22 protein-coding genes and 1 tRNA gene are annotated in these 22650 nt (G+C 58.1%); 7 read left to right on the top strand and 16 right to left on the bottom strand.

What is annotated here, in order from left to right; genetic code table 11:
- The 14 genes from pheA to V9G17_11415 all read right to left on the bottom strand — a co-directional run bounded on the left by pheA (position 1) and on the right by V9G17_11415 (position 14584).
- Positions 1-1077 carry a prephenate dehydratase gene (pheA, locus tag V9G17_11480; protein MEI2753212.1) on the bottom strand — a complete coding sequence of 359 codons (1077 nt, stop codon included), beginning with the start codon at positions 1075-1077 and terminating at the stop codon, positions 1-3.
- 139 nt (positions 1078-1216) lie between these two features.
- On the bottom strand, positions 1217-2254 hold the full coding sequence (ruvB, locus tag V9G17_11475) for a Holliday junction branch migration DNA helicase RuvB (GenBank protein MEI2753211.1): 1038 nt from the start codon (positions 2252-2254) through the stop codon (positions 1217-1219).
- 30 nt (positions 2255-2284) lie between these two features.
- Entirely contained in the window at positions 2285-2791 is a 507-nt protein-coding gene (locus V9G17_11470) for a hypothetical protein (protein MEI2753210.1), read from the bottom strand.
- 3 nt (positions 2792-2794) lie between these two features.
- Positions 2795-3403, bottom strand: coding sequence for a Holliday junction branch migration protein RuvA (gene ruvA, locus V9G17_11465; protein ID MEI2753209.1), 609 nt, complete (start codon positions 3401-3403; stop codon positions 2795-2797).
- A gap of 84 nt (positions 3404-3487) precedes the next feature.
- The gene (locus V9G17_11460; protein MEI2753208.1) at positions 3488-4243 is read right to left on the bottom strand and encodes a YebC/PmpR family DNA-binding transcriptional regulator; all 756 of its coding nucleotides are present in this window, start codon (positions 4241-4243) and stop codon (positions 3488-3490) included.
- A 141-nt stretch (positions 4244-4384) separates the two neighbouring features.
- Entirely contained in the window at positions 4385-5047 is a 663-nt protein-coding gene (locus tag V9G17_11455; protein MEI2753207.1) for a hypothetical protein, read from the bottom strand.
- 164 nt (positions 5048-5211) lie between these two features.
- Positions 5212-5967, bottom strand: a complete 756-nt coding sequence (locus V9G17_11450; protein MEI2753206.1) for a PCP reductase family protein — start codon at positions 5965-5967, stop codon at positions 5212-5214.
- 26 nt (positions 5968-5993) lie between these two features.
- Positions 5994-6920, bottom strand: a complete 927-nt coding sequence (locus tag V9G17_11445) for an Mrp/NBP35 family ATP-binding protein (GenBank protein ID MEI2753205.1) — start codon at positions 6918-6920, stop codon at positions 5994-5996.
- A 76-nt stretch (positions 6921-6996) separates the two neighbouring features.
- Positions 6997-8844 carry a GTP-binding protein gene (locus V9G17_11440; protein MEI2753204.1) on the bottom strand — a complete coding sequence of 616 codons (1848 nt, stop codon included), beginning with the start codon at positions 8842-8844 and terminating at the stop codon, positions 6997-6999.
- Positions 8845-8923: 79 nt separating this feature from the next.
- Entirely contained in the window at positions 8924-9721 is a 798-nt protein-coding gene (gene cysD, locus V9G17_11435) for a sulfate adenylyltransferase subunit CysD (GenBank protein MEI2753203.1), read from the bottom strand.
- Between the two features lie 17 nt (positions 9722-9738).
- On the bottom strand, positions 9739-10806 hold the full coding sequence (trpD, locus tag V9G17_11430) for an anthranilate phosphoribosyltransferase (GenBank protein MEI2753202.1): 1068 nt from the start codon (positions 10804-10806) through the stop codon (positions 9739-9741).
- Positions 10807-10847: 41 nt separating this feature from the next.
- Positions 10848-11570, bottom strand: a complete 723-nt coding sequence (locus tag V9G17_11425; GenBank protein ID MEI2753201.1) for a phosphoadenylyl-sulfate reductase — start codon at positions 11568-11570, stop codon at positions 10848-10850.
- 5 nt (positions 11571-11575) lie between these two features.
- The gene (locus V9G17_11420) at positions 11576-14080 is read right to left on the bottom strand and encodes a sulfurtransferase TusA family protein (GenBank protein MEI2753200.1); all 2505 of its coding nucleotides are present in this window, start codon (positions 14078-14080) and stop codon (positions 11576-11578) included.
- Between the two features lie 51 nt (positions 14081-14131).
- Positions 14132-14584, bottom strand: a complete 453-nt coding sequence (locus V9G17_11415; GenBank protein MEI2753199.1) for an Rrf2 family transcriptional regulator — start codon at positions 14582-14584, stop codon at positions 14132-14134.
- Between the two features lie 350 nt (positions 14585-14934).
- On the opposite strand from V9G17_11415, the gene V9G17_11410 reads away from it, so the two are divergent.
- The 7 genes from V9G17_11410 to rplT all read left to right on the top strand — a co-directional run bounded on the left by V9G17_11410 (position 14935) and on the right by rplT (position 19297).
- Positions 14935-15522, top strand: coding sequence for a helix-turn-helix domain-containing protein (locus tag V9G17_11410; GenBank protein MEI2753198.1), 588 nt, complete (start codon positions 14935-14937; stop codon positions 15520-15522).
- Positions 15523-15581: 59 nt separating this feature from the next.
- Positions 15582-15893: an HU family DNA-binding protein gene (locus tag V9G17_11405; GenBank protein MEI2753197.1), complete on the top strand. Its 312-nt coding sequence runs from the start codon at positions 15582-15584 to the stop codon at positions 15891-15893.
- A 132-nt stretch (positions 15894-16025) separates the two neighbouring features.
- Positions 16026-16100: transfer RNA gene (locus V9G17_11400), tRNA-Val, on the top strand.
- Between the two features lie 86 nt (positions 16101-16186).
- The gene (gene thrS, locus V9G17_11395; protein ID MEI2753196.1) at positions 16187-18142 is read left to right on the top strand and encodes a threonine--tRNA ligase; all 1956 of its coding nucleotides are present in this window, start codon (positions 16187-16189) and stop codon (positions 18140-18142) included.
- 3 nt (positions 18143-18145) lie between these two features.
- Positions 18146-18652 (top strand): translation initiation factor IF-3, encoded by a 507-nt coding sequence (gene infC, locus V9G17_11390; protein ID MEI2753195.1) that lies wholly within the window; start codon positions 18146-18148, stop codon positions 18650-18652.
- 39 nt (positions 18653-18691) lie between these two features.
- On the top strand, positions 18692-18883 hold the full coding sequence (rpmI, locus tag V9G17_11385) for a 50S ribosomal protein L35 (GenBank protein MEI2753194.1): 192 nt from the start codon (positions 18692-18694) through the stop codon (positions 18881-18883).
- 45 nt (positions 18884-18928) lie between these two features.
- Complete coding sequence (rplT, locus tag V9G17_11380) at positions 18929-19297, top strand: 50S ribosomal protein L20 (protein ID MEI2753193.1); 369 nt, start codon at positions 18929-18931, stop codon at positions 19295-19297.
- 59 nt (positions 19298-19356) lie between these two features.
- Here rplT and pheT read toward each other — a convergent pair whose 3' ends face one another.
- Together pheT and V9G17_11370 are read right to left on the bottom strand one after the other, a co-directional pair.
- Entirely contained in the window at positions 19357-21075 is a 1719-nt protein-coding gene (gene pheT / locus V9G17_11375) for a phenylalanine--tRNA ligase subunit beta (protein MEI2753192.1), read from the bottom strand.
- A 12-nt stretch (positions 21076-21087) separates the two neighbouring features.
- Entirely contained in the window at positions 21088-22632 is a 1545-nt protein-coding gene (locus V9G17_11370) for a phenylalanine--tRNA ligase subunit alpha (GenBank protein MEI2753191.1), read from the bottom strand.
- Positions 22633-22650: the final 18 nt, after the last annotated feature.

Genomic DNA, 22650 nt, shown 5'->3' with positions numbered 1-22650 from the left:
CTAAGAATAGGCGGGATACGACCCTAAAATCTTCATAAAGAGGCAGCGACTCTTGACCTCGTCGGCCGCCTTCTTGACCCGTTCCTCATCGATGTGCCCCTCGATATCCACAAAGAAAATGTATTCCCAGGCCTTACGGCGTGAGGGGCGGGATTCAATCTTGGTCATGTTGAGGCCATGCGAGGCAAAGGGTCGCAACAAGTCGTACAGGGCGCCCACCTTGTCCTTCACCGACAACATCAGCGACGTCTTGTCGCGGCCCGTCCGTTCCGGGGCCTTCTGCGAGAGCACCAAGAACCGGGTGAAGTTATTGATGTTGTCTTCGATTCGGGCCGTGATGACCTTCAGCCCGTACAATTGGGACGCCAGTTCGGATGCGATTGCGGCGGCCGACGGATCGTCGACGGACAATTCGGCCGCCCGGGCCGTGCTGGCCACTTCAGACACCGGCACATGCGGCAGATTTGTCTCCAACCAATTACGGCATTGGGCAATGGCATGCGAGTGCGAATAGATCCGCTTAATATCTCCTGTGGCCCCGCTCTTGGACATCAGGTGGTGCGCCACCTCCTGCAGGACCTCTCCATAGATGAGCAAACTGGAATCGACGAACATATCCAGCGTGTGATTCACCACTCCTTCGGTGGTATTTTCAATGGGCACCACCCCAAAATGAGCGCGACCACGCTCGACTTCACTGAACACCTCTTTGATACTGTTGACCGGAATGTATTGAGCCGACGACCCGAACTTCTGCATGCAGGCCATGTGCGTAAACGTGGCTCTCGGGCCGAGATAGGCGACCTTCTGAGGCCCCTCCAGAGACAATGAGGCCGACATGATCTCTCGATACACGGCCCGGATGGCATCGGTGGGAAAAGGGCCGGTGTTCTGCTTGCTCAGACGGTCAAAAATCGCCGCCTCTCGGGCCGGTGTATGCAGATGCGCATCCGCATCCCTCTGTTTCTTGAGTTTTCCGATTTCGATCACGGATTTCGAGCGCTCGTTCAAAAGGCGCAAAATCTGATCGTCAATCCGGTCGATTTCCTGACGATGTCCTTGCAGGTCTTCAGACATGACGGGGGGACTCCCTCCTCGCGCATCCTGCCTCGTGAGAGACGAGACCGCGAAACGATTCCAAGCCCACGGCTTGAACTTGGACAAGTGGGTATCCTACAGGAGCCAGCGCGGGCATTGCAAGGATAGGTGCGGCGATTCAAGGAGTTGCGACAGATGTATCGTCACTGGAAAGCGAGAGAAGATCTTTTCGTTTCTTGAAATGATCGAAGGCCAGCCTGGTCGCCTGCCGGCCACGACCGGTACGCTCCAAAAAACCCGCCTGGATCAGATACGGCTCATAGACATCCTCAAGCGTGCCCCTGTCCTCCTGCACCGCCGCCGCCAGGGAATCCACTCCGACCGGCCCGCCGTTGAACTTCTCGATGACGGTCAGGAGAATGCGCCGGTCCATCTCATCCAATCCGGCGGCATCGACCGCCAACCAGACCAACGCATCCTGCGCCACCTGCTTGGTGATTCGACCGCCGGCTTTGATCTCGGCATAGTCCCTGATACGCTTAATCAGTCGATTCACGATGCGCGGCGTGCCACGAGCCCGGCGAGCAATTTCCGCCGCACCGGCCTCGTCGATCGGAATATTCAGCAAGCCGGCCGAACGCGTGACGATCGACGTCAGTTCCTGCGACGAATAAAACTCCAGCCTGTGAACCAAGCCGAACCGATCCCGCAACGGCGACGTCAATGCTCCGGCCCTGGTCGTGGCTCCCACCAGCGTAAACCGCGGCAATTCCAACTTCACGGTCCTCGTGGACGCCCCTTGGCCGACCACCAAATCCAGCTGGTAGTCCTCCATCGCCGGATATAAGGCTTCCTCCACCGAGGCCGGGAGGCGGTGGATTTCATCGATGAACAGCACGTCCCGTTCTTGAAGATTGGTCAAGATCGCCGCGAGATCCCCGGCATGGCTCAGAACCAAGCCCGAGGTCGACCGAATGGCCGAGCCCATCTCCCGCGCGATGATATGCGCAATCGTCGTCTTCCCGAGCCCCGGTGGGCCGTAAAAAATCGCATGGTCCAGCGCTTCGCCGCGACGTTTGGCCGCCTCGATACAGATCTCCAGCGATTCCTTCATCCGTGACTGGCCGACATACTCTTGCAAGCTATGTGGGCGCAGCGCGGCTTCGAGGCCACGTTCATCGTCGGTCAATTGGTTGCTCACTGTGCGGTCTGACATAAGACGATCCGCCCGAACAAGACTTCGATGTTACCTGCCCTCTGGTGAGGGTCTGAATTTCGGCGGCGAGGGTACGGCCCCCTGGCCGGGCGCAGCCGTGCTCCCACAATCGGGCGGGCACCTGACTCCGCCTTGACTGGGGTCCGGCATGGTAGTGCCCATGTTCTGCAACTGGCACTGCGAAACGAGTCCGCCGTCCGTGGAGCCGCAACGCGAAGGGACATTCGAGCGCCCAACCTCTGTATACCCTTCAGGACAGGCCCCGCACACGGCCAGCAGGTTCCCCCCCAACGGCACACATTGCACAAGGGTCGGCTCGCCGTCTTTGCACAACTCCGGCGCCTGGATGACACCAGTGGTGGCGTAGCCTTCAGGACACTTCCCGCAGGTCTTACGGATGCTCTTCGGCTCCTCTGGCGCATCGGTCGCGCCGGCAAGCCCGGCTGATCCGAGTGAGAACCATGCAGCCACCAGGATCAGCCTCACCGACCCAACCCACCAGCGGCTCTCCCCTTGACTCTGCAACAACTTCAGCATGCGTCACCCCTTGGCTAGGTCCTTAAGTGCCTCGCGAATCACGCCCTCCAGCCCCTGCGCCATGGCGCCGGACTTCTCCACCCTCTTCAGAGCCTCTTTCACATCAGGCGGCCGGTACCCGAGATTCACCAATGCCGACAAGGCATCTTCGTAGAGCGGGTTTTCGGGCCGCCCGGTCTCCGTCCCCACTTGTTCACCAGCAGGATGGAGCCGCGCCACCTTATCTTTCAATTCCAGCGCGATCCGGGCTGCGGACTTTTTCCCGACCCCCGAGACCGTGCCCAGCTTCTCGATATCACCGGCTTGAATGGCTGAAAACAGATCGCGCACCGACAGCGTAGACAACACGCTGAGTCCCAATTTGGGCCCTATGCCGGAAATGCCGGTCAACAAGAGGAAGGCCTCTTTCTCAGCAGCCGTGAGAAAGCCATACAGCTGAATCGCATCTTCGCGCACATGGGTATGAATCCGAAGCGTCACGGACTCGCTCGGATTGGGGAGCGCATAGTAGGTACTGAGCGGAATCAACACTTCGTAGCCCACACCGTGCACATCGACCGTGACGAGAGCAGGCGCCTTGAAGGCCAACAGGCCCGTCAATAAGGCGATCATGTGGGTAGCAGGGGGGTGCGGTGGTACGACGTACCTGGGGAAGAGACTGCGGCCGCGTCGATACTCAGTGGCGATCCTCCCGAACTAGGCAGTAGCGGCGGCGACTTTCTCCATAACTTCGTCGGAGATGTCGAAATTCGCATAGACCTTCTGCACATCGTCGTGCTCATCCAGAATTTCCATGAGTTTCAACATTTGCTCGGCGGCCTTCTCCTCCAACGCAATCGTATTCTGCGGGATGAAGTTTATTTCGGCAAGCGTGCATTCGATTTTCGCATCGCTGACCGCTTTTTTGACGGCCTCAAAATCGTGGGTGTCGGTGAGGACTTCAAACGCCCTGTCGGTCACTTTCACGTCTTCGGCGCCGGCTTCCAGGGCGAGGCTCAACAGCGCATCCTCCTCCATCTTGCCCTTCTCCACGACCAACACGCCTTTTTTGTGGAATTGCCAGGCGACGGCACCCGCCTCCGCCATATTGCCGCCGTTCTTAGTCAACAAATTGCGGATCTCGGCCACGGTGCGATTCCGATTATCAGAGGTGATCTCCATCAGCACCGCCGTACCTCCTGGACCGTATCCTTCGAGGGTAAACTCTTCATATGTCACGCCGGGCAATTCACCCGTGCCGCGCTGGATAGCCTTCTTCATGTTATCGCCGGGCATGTTGGCTTCTTTGGCCTTCGCAATGGCCAACCGCAAGCGTGGATTGCCATCGGGGTCACCGCCTGACCGCGCCGCAATCGTCAACTCGCGAATGATACGGGTAAAAACCTTCCCCCGCTTCGCGTCGACCGCTGATTTATGCCGCTTGATTGTTGCCCAATGGCTATGGCCACCCATGGCGACTCCTCTTGGCTCGCAGCGACCGTCGATCTGGCCGAATTCAGAGCCCGTTCAAATGGCTGATTAAAAAGGTAGAGCTAACACAGTCATCCCGGAGGTGTCAACGCGAGGCGAGGCCCATGGGCTGCGAGGAACGCACTACTCAGAGTAGACGAGGAGTTGCAGACCGATGATCACCACCAGGCTCGCCCACAGCAGTTCCCAATACGAACGCTCGGTGACGACTGACCTGGTTCGCCAACCGGAGACCAACTTTGAGGAGCCCGCGGTAACGGCCATCACGCCCATGGCCAGATGATGGAGCGCTATTTTATGGGCGGCGGGATGATCGCCGTGGGAATGGCCGAATAACATCAGGCCTCCGACGACCGCAAACAGTGGGAGGGGCACCATCCAGACCGCATGAGCGAACCAACCAAGCCTCCGCAGGAACTCCACGATGCCTACAGCCAACGCCAGTATTCCATAGGTCTTGTGCTGCAGGACCTCCGCATCGCTCCCGAAGAACGTCTGCACAAACGTCATCGACCCGATCGGCCAGGAGTCATGATCGCTCCAGATCAAGAGGAAGATCCCTCCCACGGTCAGCGCCCCTGGCAGCAAAAACCGAGTCCAGACCAATGCCGGCCATCCCAGCGCTTGGCGCACTTCGCTTAGCCCGATGAGCAACAAAAATGAGCCAGCCAAATGATGATTAAACTCTGAGTAGGCAATGCCCTGCCGCGAGCCCTCCCACAGTTCCCCAGTGGCAACCGCATGGTGATGCTCCGGTTCGGCAGGCTGCGCCAGCGACAGGGACACGCTCCACAGGAGAGTAAGAAGGCAGAGCATCCCCAGGAGGGGGAGCCAGAACGCCTGACACCTCAGACAATGAATCGGTCGAGAGGGACACGGCGGCAGGAATCGAAAGGCCCATCCGGATTGCCGGATGGGCCGCGCACTCGTCTCACACATGCATATGTCGGCTACATGAACTTCATGAACTTCTCTTTGGCTTCATCCATCACTTGCGCCGTGATCTCGACCAATCCGCGTTCCTTGGCAATGCGCTCAATTTCACGACGGGCCATTGGACGAATGAAGTCAGGAATATTATCCATCCGCTGCTCGGCATCTTTGGTCCAGGCGATGCCGTTCGGTGAATCGTTCTTGGAGTCATCCATGACCTGCAGCGTAATGCTCTTATATCCATGCTTGCGCGCATAGGCTTCCACGCTGCTCTGCACCATCGGCTTTACAAACGACGGCAGGCGCTCCAACTTCTCCTTGGCATCTGCAGTCCAGGTGAATTCGCTCGTGCCGTTTCCGTTCTGCGGCTTGCCGCCTGAGGTCAGGCCCATTTCTGCGACCATCGCGGAGAAGGGACACCCGCCGGACGTCTTCTCTCCACCGGCATCCGGCGCGCTGGGCTTCGCAGCAGCCGCCACCGGCTGCCCGCCCTGAATCTTTTCATTGAGATAGGCGGCCATCTGCCCTGCGCCGGCCTGCGCTTCCTCTTTAAGAGTCCCACGGGTCATTTCGAATGGTTCCGCCGTCTCCGTACGGCCTCCCAGTTTCACACCCAGTGAAGCCACCATCTGGGTCTCGCCTGGATTCGTCACCATGGAAAATTTGGCGTCGCAGGAAGGACAGCCGAAGAAGACACCGAGTGAGCCCTCACCGGGTTTTTCGACCTTCTGAAACGTCATGTAGGTCTCGCAGTTCAGGCAAACGAACTTCATAGAATCCCCCTTCCGGGTCGGTGCGCTTACAGCTTTTCCGCCAGGACTTTCTTGTAATCCAGTAACGTTTGAATCCGCCCCACGATGTCCTGATACTTCTGGATCGTCGGATACTCAGGATCAAGGAGCGGCTGCCCCTTATCGAACGTTTTGGCAAACTTACGATCGAACGGGATACGGCCGAGCAGAGGCAGGTCCAACACCTCACACATGGCCTCGGTATTCCCCTCGAACAACTCATTCTCTGCGCCGCAGGCAGGACATCGATACTCACTCATGTTCTCGACGATGCCCAATACCCGGATGCCCATATCTCGGGCATAGGTGACGGACTTCTGGACCACGTCGGAAGCGACTTCAGACGGTGTCGTGACGACGATCGCACCGGCCAGATCGGGAATAAATCCCGCGATGACCGGCGGTTTATCAGCAGCGGCGCCCGGCGGGAGATCGGCGAGGAGATAATCCAACTCTCCCCAGACCACATCGGCCAGGAACTCGCGGATCACGTTCATTTCCATGAGGCCAAGCCAGACAGGGCTCAGATCCATCGGGCCCTTCCACCGCACCGGCGACGCATCATCGAGGAAAAAATCCATCGAGGCGACCTTGATGCCCAGAGGACCGACAGGAGGCTGTGCGCCCTCGGGAGTCATGCGTAACGACTGTCCGTGCAGACCCATCATCCGCGGAACGCAGGGACCGTTCAAATCGACATCCAGCAATCCAACCTTCGCACCCTGTCGCGCAAAGGCCAACGCCAGGTTCACGGTCGTCATGCTTTTGCCGACGCCACCCTTGCCGCTCATCACGACCAGCTTCTGCTTGACGCCGGCCATTCGAGCCTGCACCTGCTTCATCTGCGCGGTGATCTGCTGCACGACTTTCGCGTCGTCGGAATATTGAAGCTTTGTGAGGATCGCCTTGAGATCCTTGCCGGCAGCCATGGTCATGAAAAACCCTCGGAATTGTTGATGAAGGACGCTACCACAGGGGTTTCAATGGAGTCAAACAGCCTCCGACCCACGACTAAATTGAATACTGGATGGTGGACTTCGTGCCGGACGGCTGTATGAGCACGCCCCGGCGCTTCAACTCCTCCAAGATCTGACGGGCAGCGGCGTCGAAATCCTGCGGCCCCGCGAAGTGTAAATCGGTATTCGGCGGTGCCTCCTCCCCCGCCCTGCTCATGTGCACGGAAATCACCGGAGCCGGCTGCACCAACGTTCGGATCATCTCGCCCATTCGCTGATAATTGATTCCGAAGGTTTTGCTCGTCGAGACGACAATCAACCCCGTATCGATCAACAACCTAGCGACCTCTCCGTACCGCCGCACTCGCTCGGCTGCAAAAGACGGATCAGCCGCCGACAGATCTGCGTCCAATCCCTGCAACAGATTTTCGCCTTCGAGCAGATAGGCATGCCGACTGTCAGCAACCAGCAGCGCCTCCACCCGTCGTGCAAGAAATGTCTTGCCTGTTTGGGCTGAACCGGTGAATAACACGATGGCGGCCCGATGCCCGTATTGCGCGGCGCGATCCTCGGCCCGGACATCGCCCGTGAGCCATGCATATTCACGCTGCCTCGCCTCTTCGCGCAGCCCTTCCTGCTCGTCATGCACCAACTCGGTGATGATCCCGCCCCCAGCGATATCGTACTCATCGACCAGCACGAATCGACCTGTGGCTTCGAATGACGACGACAAGTCAAACGCGAGCGGCGATTTCACACGCAGGGTCAGCTCGGCAACCTGGTTCTTGGCCACCGACTGACTCTCCTGAAGCTGTGCCAGATCGGCGGTGTCGATAATCCGATGAATCGCGGCCACCTCGCAGGCCACCTCGCGCGTGGCGAGGCGCAGGACGTACTTCCGCCCCTTCTCCAGCGGTCGTCTCCCCATCCAAAACAAATTCACACGAATGGCAGTCGATACCAGCGGAATCGAGTCCCGATGCGAGGCGATTTCGCCACGCTCCACGAAAATCTGCTCGTCCAATGTGACCCCGACCGATTGACCGGCCTGCGCCTCACTCCGGGGCGGATCGACGTTGAACCCTTCGATCGATTGCACGACGGCCGTCTTATTGGACGGCGAAAACACCAGCTGATCGCCGACCTTGAGACGGCCGGCCGTAATGCGCCCGGCCAAAATCCGCCGCGCATCGAATTTATAGACGTCCTGTAGTGGAAATCGGAGCGGCTGTTCAGAGCGAACCTGCTCCTTCTTGAAGAGAGCCAGCGACTCCAGCACCGTAGGCCCCTGATACCAATTCATATGGGTGCTGCGCGTCGCGATGTTGTCACCCATCTTCGCGCTGACCGGAATCATCTGCTGGGGAACCGCCCGGAACTGACCCAGGAATTCCCGGTATTCCTTTTCGATCCCGTCGAACACATCCTGCCGATACCCGACCAAATCCATCTTATTGACGACCACCGAAAACTGCGTCACGCCGAGTAGCGACAGGAGGTAGCCATGTTTCTTGGATTGCTCGCGCACACCTTCCAAGGCATCGATGAGCAATAGCGCAGCCTCCGCCCGGGCGGCACCGGAGATCATGTTCTTCAAAAACTCTTTGTGCCCCGGCGCGTCGATAATGATGTACTGCCGCCCGTTCCAGATAAAAAACGTGCGCGCCGTATCGATCGTGATGCCCTGCTCCTGTTCTTCCAGAAACGCATCGAACAGGAACGCATACTCAAATTCCTTGCCCTGCTGGCGGCAGATCGCCTGCACCTTTTCCAGCTTGCCTTCGGGCAAAGACCCGGTGTCGGCGTAGAGTCGTCCCACCAACGTGGACTTCCCGTGATCCACATGGCCCACGATGACGATGTTGAGGCTCTCTTGCGGCTTACTTTGGTCGTGCTGTGTCATATGATTCACTCGTTCAATGGAACCGTGGTTCGTGGTCGTAATCGGTCGCCTGCCGGTTATCCAGCCGGCGTAAGCCGCCTCACATGTACCCCTTCTTGCGGAGCATCTCCATGCCTCGCCCCGCGTCCTGTGCCCGACCGGCCCGTTCCGCCACATGACTCCCACGGAGCTCCGTAATAATCTCGTCCACCGTTTTTGCCGTGGACTTGATGGGCGTGGTACAAGGCGCGCAACCCAGACTGCGATAGCGTGTGCCATCCCCCCTGTCTAGGTAGAGATCCATGAAGGGGATATTCTCGTGCTTGATGTATTCCCAAATGTTGATCTCGGTCCAATCGAGGAGCGGATGAATCCGGATATGCGTGCCCGGCGGGAACGTGGTCTTGAACTGATCCCATAGTTCCGGCGGCTGGTCGCGGAAATCCCAATCCCCATGTTTGTCGCGCGGCGAAAAATATCGTTCCTTCGCCCTGGTGCTGTCTTCATCCGCCCGCACGCCGAGAATAATGCCGGTGTACCCCTTTTCTTCGACCAGATTCTTCATGGCCGTCGTCTTTAAGGCGGTACAGCAGACATCCCGCCCGAGTGTATGATTCATTCCGGCGGCCAGGGCCTCTTTGTTCTGCCCCACCACCAGATTGAGGCGCCACTCGCGGGCAATCCGATCGCGATATTCGATCATGGCCGGGATCTTGTAACTCGTATCCACATGGAGCAAGGGAAACGGCACATGCCCGAAAAAGGCCTTACGGGCCAGCCACAAGAGCACCGTCGAGTCCTTGCCCATTGACCAGAGCATCGCGAGGTGATTGAAATGCTTATAGGCTTCGCGAAGAATATAGACACTTTGATCTTCGAGTTGACGCAGATGTTTCATGGTTCACCGTTTTCCGTTTACGCTGACAGGCCGACCTTCTGCGCGGTTCCCGCATTTGATCCGGAGACCGCCACCAATTCAGCCAGCTTGGCTTTGGCCTGACCTGACTCCAACGCGCTTCTGGCTGCAGTAAGATTTCCAATAATCGACGTCCCTTTGCCGGCTGCATAGAGCAACATGGCCGCATTGAGGAGGACCCAATCCCGTTGCCCACCCTGAATCTCGTTGGCAATGAGCCGCTTGATCAGATCAGCTTCCCGTTCCCGCTGTTCGACGGGGAACCCGGCCATCTCGCGAAAGGTCGCCATCGACAATCCCGCATCCTTCGGCTGGAAGGTAAACGGCGTGATGCGCTCATCCTTGAGCTCCAAGAGACGCGTGGAATTGCCGATCGACAGCTCCGGATCCCCTTCGACGCCGCGAATGACCAACGCGCGCGGGCAACTCAGCATACGCAACGCCTCGATCATCTTTTCGAAGTAGGGCGGATGCGACAAACCGATTACCTGTGAGGTGGCGCGGGCCGGGTTGAGCAGGCGTGCCACGGGATGAAAGAAATTGCGCACGCCCAATTCCTGTCTCATTTCCAGGAACCGGCTCACCGGCGGGTGGTACAGCGCCAGATCCAGATACGCGAGCCCCTTTGTTTCCAATTCGGCCCCAACGAGCTTGGCGGTCCTATCAACAGGAATACCCAAGAGCTTCAGCACCGACGAAATGCCCCGTCGATCCGGGGGCCCATCCACTCCGTGCAAGAGCACCACCGCTCCGGCAGCGGCCGCAATAATCGCGGCGGGAATGGTGGCGTGAAACGTTTCCCGTTTGCCTGCATAGACCGGCACGTCGACGACTCCGAGCCCCGATCGCACCGGCACCGGCGGCACATACTGGCGCGCCGCCGCGGTGAACGCGGCTAATTCCGTGACCGATTCGGACTTAAACCGCATGGCCGTGAGGAACGCCCCGACTTGCGCAGGCGTCGCGGTGCCCTCAATCATAAGGCGCATGGCCTGCTTGGCTTCTTCCCACGTGAGATCCTTGGATGTTTTTTGACCTTTAGCGACTTTGGCAAGCAGATGTTGCATGGATGGTAATGACCTTGTCTGATTTCAGGGTGACGATGATGTTACTTGTGCAGCCCGCACTCGGTCTTGCCGAAATTCTTCCACCGACCGGAACGCGGATCGTCTCCCGGAAGGACAGGCGCCGTACAATGGGTACAGCCGATGCTGGGGTAATTGCGGTCGTGTAACGTGTTATAGGGCACCTCATGGAGCTGGAGATACGTCCAGACGTTTTCACTGCTCCATCGGGCCAGAGGATTCACTTTGACTAGGTTGAATTTTTTGTCCCACTCGATCAACCCGGCGTTCGCCCTGGTGGGAGCCTGATCCCGCCGAATTCCGGTAATCCAGGCCGAGTATTCGCCGAGAATACGAGTGAGCGGTTCGATTTTCCGGAGCTCGCAGCATTGGTCCGGCTTGCTGGCCCACAACTTGTCGCCATATTGGGAGGCCTGCTGTTCCGGCGTCAACAGGGATTTCATCTGGATGACCTGCGCTGGCTTCAACCCGTACCGCGCGATAATCCGATCACGCACGTCGAAGGTTTCGGGAAACAGAAAATCCGTATCCAGATAAAAGAGCGGCGCCTCCGGATCGATGCGATGCACCATATCCACAAGGGCGACATCTTCCGCCCCGAAACTGCAGGCCAACACAATACGCTGCCGGTAGGTCTTCAGCGCGTACGCCAACACATCCCACGGCTGCTTGTCTTCAAACGAATCGCTCAGCGCCTTCAGCTCTGCGTCGGAGGGTCGCTCAGCGGACTTCTGTGTTTCGTTCACCCTTCTTACCCCTCGACCTTTTCCACAAGAATTTTGAAATGCTTGGCCTCAGGCTCCAGCGGTCCCTCTGCCAGGATCTTATGCCCGTCGTTCCGCAAGCTCATCGGCACATTGCGAATGGGCTCTCCAGCGTCGAGCCAGACTTCCAGCTGCTCGCCGTTGTCCATCATTTCCATTTTCAGTTTCGTCTTCACGTAATTCATCGGGCAGGCCACGCCACGCAGATCGTACACCGGTGCCTGAGCCGCGGCCACAGGTGCAGGCGAAGCAGGCGCCGCAACAGGAGCTGCAGCGGGCACGGCTTCTTCTTTCACCTGGGACAACTTCAGATCTTTACCCATTTGTTCCGTGGCCGCCCGACAGACAGCGAGAAACCGCTTGGCGAAGGCCATCTTCTCCGTCGCCGCCTCGGCAGTTGCGTCCTTGGAACCGAGATCGCCGACTTGGGCGCCAAGATTCTTGTACGTCGCCGGGACGATACCTTTGCTGGCCAACCGCAGATCGAACTCCTGGAACGTTTCCGCATCCGTCGCCGGATCGATCCCTTCCGTGACCAAAAGCCCCTTCGCCGCAGCCAACACAGCCCGGTACGACTTATTCACCGACAAGGCATATTGATGCTTCTCGACCAGCAACTTCGCCTGATAGAGCTCCTGATCGGCCTCTAACATCCGGTCGTCGATCATCTCCAAGGCACCACCCGCGCACTCACCGGGCCCCAGATCCTCCAGCACGAATTCGGCCTCACCTTCCCAATCGTAGTAATAGGTCGAATCCTGCTCATGGGGCGGCACGATCGTGTAGGGAATGAGTTCGTCTTTGAGCACATTCTTCCCGACACGCGTGATGAACGACTGAAGACTCTCGCCCGCCTTCCGGTCCCGACGGTACACGTCCACCAGATGCCGCACTGCCGCCGGAACACTCTTCGCCGGCAACTTGACCACCAGTTGTCCGATCTTCGGCGTGCCGTCCACATGCCCGCCGAGATGCAACTCATAATGCGGAGCCGTATGTTCGCCAAGACGCTTGCCCACCCCATGCAACCCGATGGTGGCGATATGATGCTGGGCGCAAGAATTATGGCAGCCGCTGATCTTGACGCTCACATCCCTCAGATCTTCTGGAACCTGGCCGGCGGGAAACACTTCCGCCAACGCCCTGGCCATGCCCTTGGACGAGGTAATTCCTAATCCGCAGGTATCGGTCCCCGGGCAGGCGATGATGTCTTCGACGAGTTCCGCGCCGGGATCGCCCAAGCTGTGGGTCACAAGCTCCTGGTAGAACTCCTCCAGCCGCCCTTCGGGAATCCACCGGATGACCATGTTCTGATTGATCGTCGTCCGGATGTTGCCGTTTGAATACCGTTCGGCCACATCCGCAACCACCCACATTTGGTCGCCCGTCAGATCGCCCATCGGCAACTTGATGGCCGCCGTCACAAAACCTGCCTGCCGCTGCGGCACCACATTGGTGCGCTTCCAGGCCTGGAACGCGGAGGCTTGGCCATTGAGTGACACCGCGCCATTGCCGCTCCCGTTGCCGTTCCCATGACCGCTGGACGTGACGCCGACCTTCGTCGGCATGATCAACGGCGGCACATCGGCATAATCCAGCAACTTGATCGGCTCGTGCGTTGGCACGGCATATCCCATGGCCGCATAGGCCGCTTCCCAGCGGCGCTTGAATTCGTCGAACCCGAGCTTTTCGATGACGAACTTCATACGCGCCTTATTGCGGTTCTTACGGTTTCCGAGTGTGTCGAATACCTTGATCACGGCCTCGATGGTCGGAAGCAATTCGTCCATGGAGGTAAATTCTCTGAGCACTTGGGCCATGCGCGGCGTCGATCCTAATCCACCGCCTGCCACCATCCGGAATCCGAGGGTCCCGTCGGCCCGCTTCGCCGCCAGCAAACCAATGTCGTGAATGGGCGTGAGTGCGCAATCCTGTCGGCACCCCGATAGCGCGATCTTGAACTTCCGCGGGAGACTCTGATTCAGCGGATTGCGCAAGAGGTGATAGGCCACCGTCTTCGCGTACGGCGTCACATCGAAGACCTCTCCCTGGCACACGCCCGCTAAATGACAGGCCGTGACGTTTCGCACCGTATTTGCGCAGGCTTCGCGCGTGGTCAGCCCCACGGAGGCCATCAGACGCATCATCTCAGGGACGTGCTTGAGTTCCACGAAGTGCAGTTGAATGTCTTGCCGTGTCGTGACATGCCCCACGCCGGTCGCGTACCGATCGGCCAGCTCCGCGACCTGGCGCAGCTGGTTGGCCGTCAGCCCGCCGAACGGAATCTTGATCCGCACCATCTGGACGCCAGATTGCCGCTGGCCGTAAATGCCATATTGGAGCCGGAAGGGCTTGAAGATGTCGGTGGAGAGGTCTCCACCCAGGACACGGTCGGCCTCCGCTTCAAACGTTTCGATTTCTTCCGCGATATGGGCCGGAATAGGCTCCGCTTTAATCGCCGGACGGAAAGCCACTGTATTGGGAGTCATCATGATGACCTCGTCGGTTGGAGAGTAGTGTGCGTATGCATAATCGAGGCTGCTTTAAATGTGGTACATCAACGTGTGTTGCTCATCAAGGGCGCGCTGACGCTTGGCCAACTCTTCGACCGTGACTTCTGAAAGCACGCTCAATTCCGCCCGTTTCACACGATCCCAGATATGAGCGAGCAGGGCCTCTTGCTTGGCTCCTCGCGATGACGAATGTTTCGGACGGGTCTCTCCGTTAGCCGACAAAAGCGGGCCTTCCAGGGCATCGAGAATGTCCGCCACGGAGAGCTCCGAGGGCTTGCGGCTTAACACATATCCGCCTTGAGCCCCTCGCTGACTGATCACAACCCCGGCCTTTTTCATCGCATGAAGGACCTGCTCCAGGAACCGAGCCGGAATCGCCTGACGTTTAGCAATCGACTTCGCGCAGACCGGCTGCTCAGCATGGTGGAGCGCAAGGTCCACGGCGGCAATAATTCCGTAGGTAGCTCGAAGGCTCACCTTCATTTGCGAGTATTCCGATGGGGATTCATGAATCTCTATACCTTGTGCGGAACTTTCCTGTCAAGCCAGGACAGCTGCACAGCCTCTCATTATCCTATTGAACATGAATCACGATTGTTTTGAATGCGGCAGCCATCCCTACGACTGCTTCACATTGAAGCATCGAAGAACCGTGGTTCTCCGATGCAGCGTCTTCGGCTGCGATACCATGGCGATGAGAGCCAGCACCAATTCCACACCTGCACGCCAAAGGTTCACCCCTGTCGCCAATACGCGCTCACAACACACTTTTCATCATTGACATCATCCAGAGGCTGAGCAATAATCCCGCCCTCTTCTTCCTCGGTACCTTCATGACGCTGCGTTCATCGACATTTAGTATTTTCTTACTCAGTACGGACAGCGAGATCCAGACACACTACAAGGACCTGTTCGGCGAGCAAGCGGTCACCATCGGCCGTGAAGGGCTGTCGCTCCCGAAAGACATGGCCAAACGTGCCTACGATGCGGTCATCGTGGAATCCAAGGCACAAGCTGCCGCAGACCTTGGGAAACTGCTTTCCGGAATTGATCCTGGGCGCACCCTCTTGGTTGTAGGCTCTCGAGCCGTGCTGAAGCGAACGGCGACGTCGCTACACGCAGCCAAAGCCCTCAAGACAGATCTGCCGCTCTCCAGTGGCGCAGCGGGGCAACCGGTGTGTTTGGATTCCTTTCTGGAACATAAGGTCGGAGATTTCGTCAAAGGGATGCGGAACGGCTCCGGAAGAAATCTCCATCCAATGCTGATCGCGGCCGTGGAGCGTCCGCTGATCTTGCTGACCCTGCGGGAGACCAAGGGGAACCAGATCCAAGCTGCGGAGTTGCTGGGCCTGAATCGCAACACGTTGAGAAAGAAAATTCTCGACCTGGATATTCCGGTCAAGCGCGCCAGGGCAAGTTAGCGTCGCCACCTAAATGAGACGCATCAATCTCTCACCAGAGGCGTAGCATCCATACGCCCATACATCCACCGGTCGCCAACTACCAACGGAGGGAAGCAATGACCAAGGAAGAATTGATCGCAAAAATGGCGAACAGTGCCGGAATCACCAAGGTCGCCGCGACGGTGGCGCTCGAAGCCTTTACCGGCGCAGTGACCACGTCGCTCAAGAAGGGGAAACGTGTGACGCTGGTGAATTTCGGGACGTTTACGATTTCAAAACGGAAAGCACGGATGGGGCGCAATCCGCGAACCGGCGAAGCGCTGAAGATTCCTGCCGCCCGCATTCCCAAGTTCTCGGCCGGCAAAGAACTCAAAGCGGCGGTCAAGTAGACCTCGCCGTCCACTCCGATGACGTGTGACCGGCGAGGCGACCTGTTCTTGCCAGCAGGGAGAGAAAAACCTGTCTTGCCAGAGGGTTTCCTTGACACCCTTGGTGAGGCTGTATTAGCATCGCCGGGCGATAGGCGCGTAGCTCAGGGGGAGAGCGCTACCTTGACACGGTAGAGGTCGACGGTTCAAGACCGTCCGCGCCTACCATTTTTGTGCGCGCACACAGTTCGTGCTCCGACTGCCGGCAGCAAGGCGGTCGGCACGGCGTTGTATTTTTTGTAGGATTGACCGGAGTGGCCTCACAGCTCATTCACATTACCCTTCCTGGCGGAACTCGAAAACAGGTACCAGCAGGATGCACCGTCCGCGAGGCCCTGACCCCGGAAGGGGGACGCCTCGACGCCAAGGTGTTGGCCGCCAAGGTCAACGGCGAGGCTATGGATCTGTCACATCCATTAACGCAGGACGCTGCCCTTGAGCCGTTGACCTTTGAGTCTGCGGAAGGGCGCGAGGTCTATCGTCACAGCAGCACCCACATCATGGCGCAGGCCGTGAAGGAAGTATTTCCGTCCGCACAGCTCACCATCGGTCCGGCACTCGACGATGGGTTCTATTACGATTTTGCCTTCGATCGCCCCTTCACGCCTGAAGACCTGGAAAAAATCGAGGCGCGTGCCATTGAGATTACGAAACGTGGCCTGACGGTCACTCGCAGCGAGCTGTCCAAACAGGACGCCATCAAGTTTTTTCAGGAACGCGGAGAAGCCTATAAAGTCGAGCTGATCAACGGTTTCGACGAGGCCTCTCCTATTTCGCTGTATCGCCAAGGAGAGTTTGTTGATCTCTGCCGCGGACCACACCTTCCCACGACCGGGTATGTGGGCGCCTTGAAGCTGCTGTCGACCGGAGGCGCCTATTGGCGCGGTGACGAGCGGAACCCGATGCTGCAACGGGTGTACGGCACGTCATTCCCGACCAAAAAGGAGCTTGATGCCCACCTCGCGAAGTTAGAAGAGATCAAGCGCCGCGACCATCGCAAGCTCGGCAAGGAACTCGACCTCATTTCGATTCAGGACGAGATCGGTCCCGGCCTGGTGCTGTGGCACCCCAAGGGCTCGCTGATCCGGTTGCTGATCGAAAACTTCTGGCGGGAACAACATATCAAGGACGGCTACGACCTAGTGTATTCACCTCACGTCGCCAGGCTTGACCTATGGAAGACCAGCGGTCACGTCGACTACTACCGCGAAAACATGTTCGCGTCGATGAAGGTGGAGAACAGCGAGTATCAGCTCAAGCCGATGAACTGCCCCTTCCATATCATGATCTACAAATCCCATCTACGCAGTTATCGGGATTTGCCGATCCGGTATGGGGAATTAGGCACCGTCTACCGTTATGAACGGACCGGCGTGCTGCACGGCCTGTTACGTGTCCGTGGCTTTACTCAAGACGACGCACATTTGTTTTGTCGGCCCGATCAGATCGAGGGCGAAGTCAGTCGCGTGCTGGACTTTACGTTTTTCGTCCTCGGCACATTCGGCTTTACCGAGTTTGAAGTCTATCTCTCGACCCGTCCGGAAAAGTCTGTCGGCTCCGAGGAAAACTGGACCATCGCCACCAATGCGCTGGAAGCGGCCCTCAAGAGCCGCGGTGTGGCCTACGAAGTGGATCCCGGCGAAGGGGTCTTCTATGGCCCGAAGATCGACATCAAGATCAAGGACGTTCTCGGCCGTTCCTGGCAGTGCTCAACGGTCCAGGTCGATTTCAACAATCCCGAGCGATTTGACCTTGCCTACACCGGCGAAGACGGGAAGGCTCACCAGCCGATTATGATTCATCGAGCGCTCATGGGCTCCATCGAGCGCTTCTTCGGCATCTTGATCGAGCACTATGCGGGCGCCTTCCCCACCTGGTTGGCCCCCGTGCAGGCCGTTGTGCTGACGATCACGGATAACCAGCAGGAATTCGCGGCAAAAATCGTCTCTACGCTCAAGACCCACGGCTTTCGAGTGGAAGCGGATCTTCGTAACGAGAAGATCGGCTTTAAGATCCGCGAAGCGGAAAAGAACAAGATCCCATATATGCTGGTCGTGGGAGACAAGGAAGTGCAGAGTGGCATGGTGGCGGTTCGCGGCCGGAGCGGCGCGAATCACGGCAGCATGCCGATTGAAGCCTTCCTCGAACTCCTCCGCACCGATGCGAATCAGACATTACGTGAACCCGTAACCCACTCACAAACGAGGTGACCTATCGTCCCTAAATTACGCGTCAACCGGGAAATCAGGATTCGGGAAGTTCGTGTCATCGGTCCTGAAGGCGAGCAACTAGGAATACTGCCGACCGTAGAGGCCTTTAACAAGGCCCAGGAAGGGGGCTACGACCTTGTTGAGGTGGCTCCGACCTCCCAGCCGCCGGTTTGCCGCATCATGGACTATGGGAAGTATAAATTCGAACTCAGCAAGAAGGATCACCAGAGTCGTCGGCACCAGAAATCGACCCAGGTCAAAGAAATCAAGCTTCGTCCTCGTACCGACAAGCATGATCTTGAGATCAAGATCCGGCAGATCAAAGAGTTCCTGGCCGACGGTAACAAGACCAAAGTGACGTTGACCTATCGCGGTCGTGAGATGGCCAATCAGGAAATGGGTCGTACGATGATGGCCACCGTCATTAAGGAATGCACGGAAGCAGGAACCGTGGAGTTTGCGCCACGAATGGAAGGGCGGAGCCTGATCATGATTCTAGCTCCCAAATAGTGTGCCGAGCGCACACAAGGAAGGATTGAGCATATGAAAATTAAGATGAAGAGCCACAGTGGCGCGAAGAAGCGGTTTCGGCGTACAGGCACGGGGAAGCTGGTTCGTCGGAAGGCCGGCGGTCGGCATTTGCTGACCGGGAAGCCGCGCGACCGCAAGCGGAACCTGAAGGGAGCCGTTGAGGTCTCCTCCGCATCGACCCAAGCACTGAACCGTATCCTTCCGCAATAACGACGATTGTGCCGTGAACAGGATCTGAAAAAGGAGTAGCTCCCGATGCCTCGTACAAAAGGTGGCCCGAAAACACGACAGCGGCGAAAGAAGCGCCTGAAACTGGCGAAAGGCCAGTATGGCGCGAAGAGCCGGCTGTTCCGAACCGCAACCGAATCGGTCGACAAGGGGCAGGCCTATGCCTATGTCGGACGAAAGAATCGCAAGCGCGACTTCCGTCAGCTCTGGATCGCGCGCATCAGCGCTGCGACCCGCCTGCATGGCATCGCGTATAGCCGCTTCATGAATGCTCTGAAGAAGGCGAATATCCTCTTGGATCGGAAAGTGTTGTCCGATATGGCGATCCGGGATATGGCGGGATTTGAGAAACTCGTCGGGGTGGCCAAGCAACAGCTCGCAACTGCCGCGAGCTAACGGTTACATCCGCACGCACCTTCTGTGACGGGAGAATCCTGGTCGAACGGATTCTCCCGTCACACCTCTTCCAGTAGTCGATCGATCTCCAACTCCAGCGCCACCGCCGGGACTCCGATTTGCCAGTGCTCCAGCACCTCGGGGTGTACCTCTCCCAGCAACCCAATCACCCGCCCCTTTGACACAATCTTCCCGGCTCGACCATCGAGGAATGAGGGATGATCGACCGGCTCCAGCGTGAAGGGGCGATCCAGGTAATACAGCAGCAGATCCACACAGGAATGAATTTCTGAGAAGTGCGCGCCGGCATGGGCAATCACGGCGCCCAACATCGTCACGGTCCTGGACCCGACATCGGCGCTCGCATCAGGAATAGCCACTTCGCCGACCTCAAACATGCGGTGCGGATAAAACGCCCGGCTTGAGTTGGCTTCCACCTGTAACAACGACGGCGTAATCCACTGACGCAAACAGGAATAGCTGAGGGACATCACGTTGTCCACTTCCACCACCTTCGCCCAGTCGGTGCCATCCAGACGCATGCGAGTGCAGAAGTCCTGGTGGGAACCCATGATGTTGGAAATGATCTCCTGGAATTCCAGACCGACCATGAGATGTCGAACCCGGTCGGCCATCTGTTCCAAACGCGACAGGCCACCCACCGTAAACTGCGAAGGCATCACGGGAGCAAACCTGGCGTACCCCTGGCTGATGGCCACGTCTTCCACCACATCGACCGTATGCAGCAGATCGTTTCGATAGGGCGGCAATTGCACGGCCACCTTCTGCCCGGCTGCCTTGACCGTGTACCCGTACGACTTGAGCGCCGAAGTCACTTCCTTACCACCCAACGGTTCGCCCAATGCTGACTCGATGGCCTTGAGAGGAATTGCGCGCGGCGCCCCGAAATCGATCGGCGTATTCCAGCGGCGGCCGAAGCTGGTTTTCACGGGCGATTGAATCTCGACCGGCGTGATGACTGCACCGCGATCCGCGAGATTGGCCGCGAAAATATTCAGCGTCAACGCGACCATGGGAAGATCGGTGCCGGTCACTTCGACGAACAGTTCATCATCGCCGACCCGCACCTCGCCAATTTCACGACTGTTGATGATCGGGGGAAACGACAGCACCTGCCCATTGGCATCTCGCAACACGGGGAGCCGGTCATGGCCACCGACAATGCCGCCATACTCCACGCCTTTGGGATGAACCATGAGTATCTCCCGCAGCGTCATCATCGTCTCCATGCCGAGCGGTGTGAACCGTACATCATCCGGCTTGACCAGATCATACGACACCGGGAACACAATGGGGGCGAGGCGGTACAAACCGATCGAGACAGAGCGACGCTTGCGTCCGAAAATATCCGCTAATTTTTCCTGTGTCTGAATGAGCTGCGTCAGGCCGGATGCCGTCACACGATACCCGACCGCCGTGCAGGCAGCCACGTACGGACGAACCTGCTCCATCCCCTGCGCCACAATCAGCTGGCCGGCAACTCGCCTCGCCTTCTTGAAGAAAGGATAGGAAATCGCCGAGCCACGTTGCTTGATCCGGATCTGCCTGGCGATGCCTTCACAGCACCACAAGTCCGGACGATTGCTGTCTTGCAGCTCGATCCGCAACTCGCCGGTCTCTGCATTGTGCCCCTTCAACTCTCCCTTCACCAACATCAACCATTGCTCAAGTTGATCGAGCGGAATACGCGCCGACTTTTCGTCCGATCCGGCGATCAAGGCTTCGAGGTCATCTCGTTGAAGGGAAATCGTGGGCATGGTGTCGTCGTCCTAAAAACTTCCCCGCATGGTGCGAATAAATTCGAGGTCCGCTGAAAACAAATCGCGAATATCGTGAATGCCCAACGCCACCATCGCCATACGATCGAGGCCAAGGCCCCAGGCAATGACCGGCACAGAGACACCGAGCGGGGTCGTCACTTCGGGCCGGAATAATCCGGCGCCGCCCAATTCCATCCACCCCAGCTTGGGATGGCGCACATGCATCTCGACCGACGGCTCGGTAAATGGGAAATAGGCCGGCAGAAATTTGACTTCCTTAGCTTGCGCCACTTCCCGGGCGAACAGATTCAACAACCCGAGCAGGGTCCGGAAATTAATGTCCGACCCTAACACGATGCCTTCCACTTGAAAAAAGTCGGTGGCATGGGTGGCATCTACCTGGTCGTAGCGAAAACAACGGGCGATCGAAAAATATTTCCCCGGCACGGACGCACCGGCCGCCAATGTCCTCGCTGACACCGCGGTCCCTTGGCTCCGCAACACCAGCCGTTTCGCACGCTCGGCATCAAAGGGGTAGCCCCATCCCGTCGATCCGGCGCCTGTCCCCTTTTCATGTACCTGCGTGACTTGTGCCAGATACGGCTCAGCGATGGTGCGAGCATGGGTCGGATTCTTCACGAAATAGACATCATGAATGTCACGCGCAGGATGAAACTGCGGCATAAACAAGGCATCCATATTCCAGAACTCGGTTTCGACGAGGGTCCCACGCATTTCCTGGAAGCCCATACTGACCAGCTTGAGTTTTACGAGGTCCAGAAACTCGCGATAGGGATGGCGTTTTCCGGCCGCGATTCTCGGAGCCCGCAAACTGATCGTATATTTCCGGAACCGTTTCGTCCGCCAGGCGCCTTCCTTCAGCAGTTCCGGCGTCAGCTGCGAGACTTCCTCCGCCACGCCGTCGCGCGACAGTTGCTCGGCCACCTCCTGCCCGGAAGGAGTCAACACAAACGACCGGGTGACCCGCTCGTCAATCCGGAACGGCTCCCGCGCATTTCCGCGCTTCACCGCATGTTGTTGGAGCACATTCCGAAGCGGTTCGGAAAAAGACTGCAACTCCCGCTGGCCGCTCCGCAAATCCTGCAATAACGAGCGCATCCCCTCGGCCGTCGCACTATTGCGGCCGGTGCTTTCAATGCATCCGCCTTGGACGATCAGGATCGCGCCCTCTTTCTTGAGGGTGCCGACCGCCTTGCTCACATCGGACGGCTCGAGTGCTTCCTTGGCCTGAATATCCTGAATCGTGAGCCGCCTCCCGGTCTGGCCGGCTTCCCGCGCCGCCGACAGGACCCGCTCAATCGGGGAGTACTTCTCGAAAAACAATTCGCCGATCGGCGTCAACGCAGCGATATGCGCAACCGTTTCCGAATGAACGGCGATCAGCGATTTGGCCAACAACCATTCAACAGCCATGCTCAACTGCGACGGTTCCAACTCGGTGGATTTCGCAAGCTGATCGAGCGTGGGAGGGACGTCTGGCTTCCGGGTCAACGCCAGCAGCACTTTGCTTTCGAGGGGATGAAGATTATCCATGAACAAGGGTGTGGTCCG

Source organism: Nitrospira sp. (assembly GCA_037045225.1).
Taxonomy (GTDB): Bacteria; Nitrospirota; Nitrospiria; order Nitrospirales; family Nitrospiraceae; genus Nitrospira_A.
The sequence above is the reverse complement of the archived record's forward strand: the minus strand, read 5'-3'. Positions and strand labels throughout refer to the sequence as shown.

What these genes read in the sequence shown, in the direction of transcription:
- V9G17_11440 (MEI2753204.1), bottom strand. Translation starts at nt 8,844, where the DNA reads ATGACACAGCACGACCAAAGTAAGCCGCAAGAGAGCCTCAACATCGTC.
- ruvA (MEI2753209.1), bottom strand. Translation starts at nt 3,403, where the DNA reads ATGATCGCCTTATTGACGGGCCTGTTGGCCTTCAAGGCGCCTGCTCTC.
- rplT (MEI2753193.1), top strand. Translation starts at nt 18,929, where the DNA reads ATGCCTCGTACAAAAGGTGGCCCGAAAACACGACAGCGGCGAAAGAAG.
- V9G17_11470 (MEI2753210.1), bottom strand. Translation starts at nt 2,791, where the DNA reads ATGCTGAAGTTGTTGCAGAGTCAAGGGGAGAGCCGCTGGTGGGTTGGG.
- V9G17_11410 (MEI2753198.1), top strand. Translation starts at nt 14,935, where the DNA reads ATGACGCTGCGTTCATCGACATTTAGTATTTTCTTACTCAGTACGGAC.
- trpD (MEI2753202.1), bottom strand. Translation starts at nt 10,806, where the DNA reads ATGCAACATCTGCTTGCCAAAGTCGCTAAAGGTCAAAAAACATCCAAG.
- cysD (MEI2753203.1), bottom strand. Translation starts at nt 9,721, where the DNA reads ATGAAACATCTGCGTCAACTCGAAGATCAAAGTGTCTATATTCTTCGC.
- V9G17_11420 (MEI2753200.1), bottom strand. Translation starts at nt 14,080, where the DNA reads ATGATGACTCCCAATACAGTGGCTTTCCGTCCGGCGATTAAAGCGGAG.
- ruvB (MEI2753211.1), bottom strand. Translation starts at nt 2,254, where the DNA reads ATGTCAGACCGCACAGTGAGCAACCAATTGACCGACGATGAACGTGGC.
- V9G17_11460 (MEI2753208.1), bottom strand. Translation starts at nt 4,243, where the DNA reads ATGGGTGGCCATAGCCATTGGGCAACAATCAAGCGGCATAAATCAGCG.
- pheT (MEI2753192.1), bottom strand. Translation starts at nt 21,075, where the DNA reads ATGCCCACGATTTCCCTTCAACGAGATGACCTCGAAGCCTTGATCGCC.
- V9G17_11445 (MEI2753205.1), bottom strand. Translation starts at nt 6,920, where the DNA reads ATGACCATGGCTGCCGGCAAGGATCTCAAGGCGATCCTCACAAAGCTT.
- V9G17_11450 (MEI2753206.1), bottom strand. Translation starts at nt 5,967, where the DNA reads ATGAAGTTCGTTTGCCTGAACTGCGAGACCTACATGACGTTTCAGAAG.
- pheA (MEI2753212.1), bottom strand. Translation starts at nt 1,077, where the DNA reads ATGTCTGAAGACCTGCAAGGACATCGTCAGGAAATCGACCGGATTGAC.
- V9G17_11370 (MEI2753191.1), bottom strand. Translation starts at nt 22,632, where the DNA reads ATGGATAATCTTCATCCCCTCGAAAGCAAAGTGCTGCTGGCGTTGACC.
- V9G17_11415 (MEI2753199.1), bottom strand. Translation starts at nt 14,584, where the DNA reads ATGAAGGTGAGCCTTCGAGCTACCTACGGAATTATTGCCGCCGTGGAC.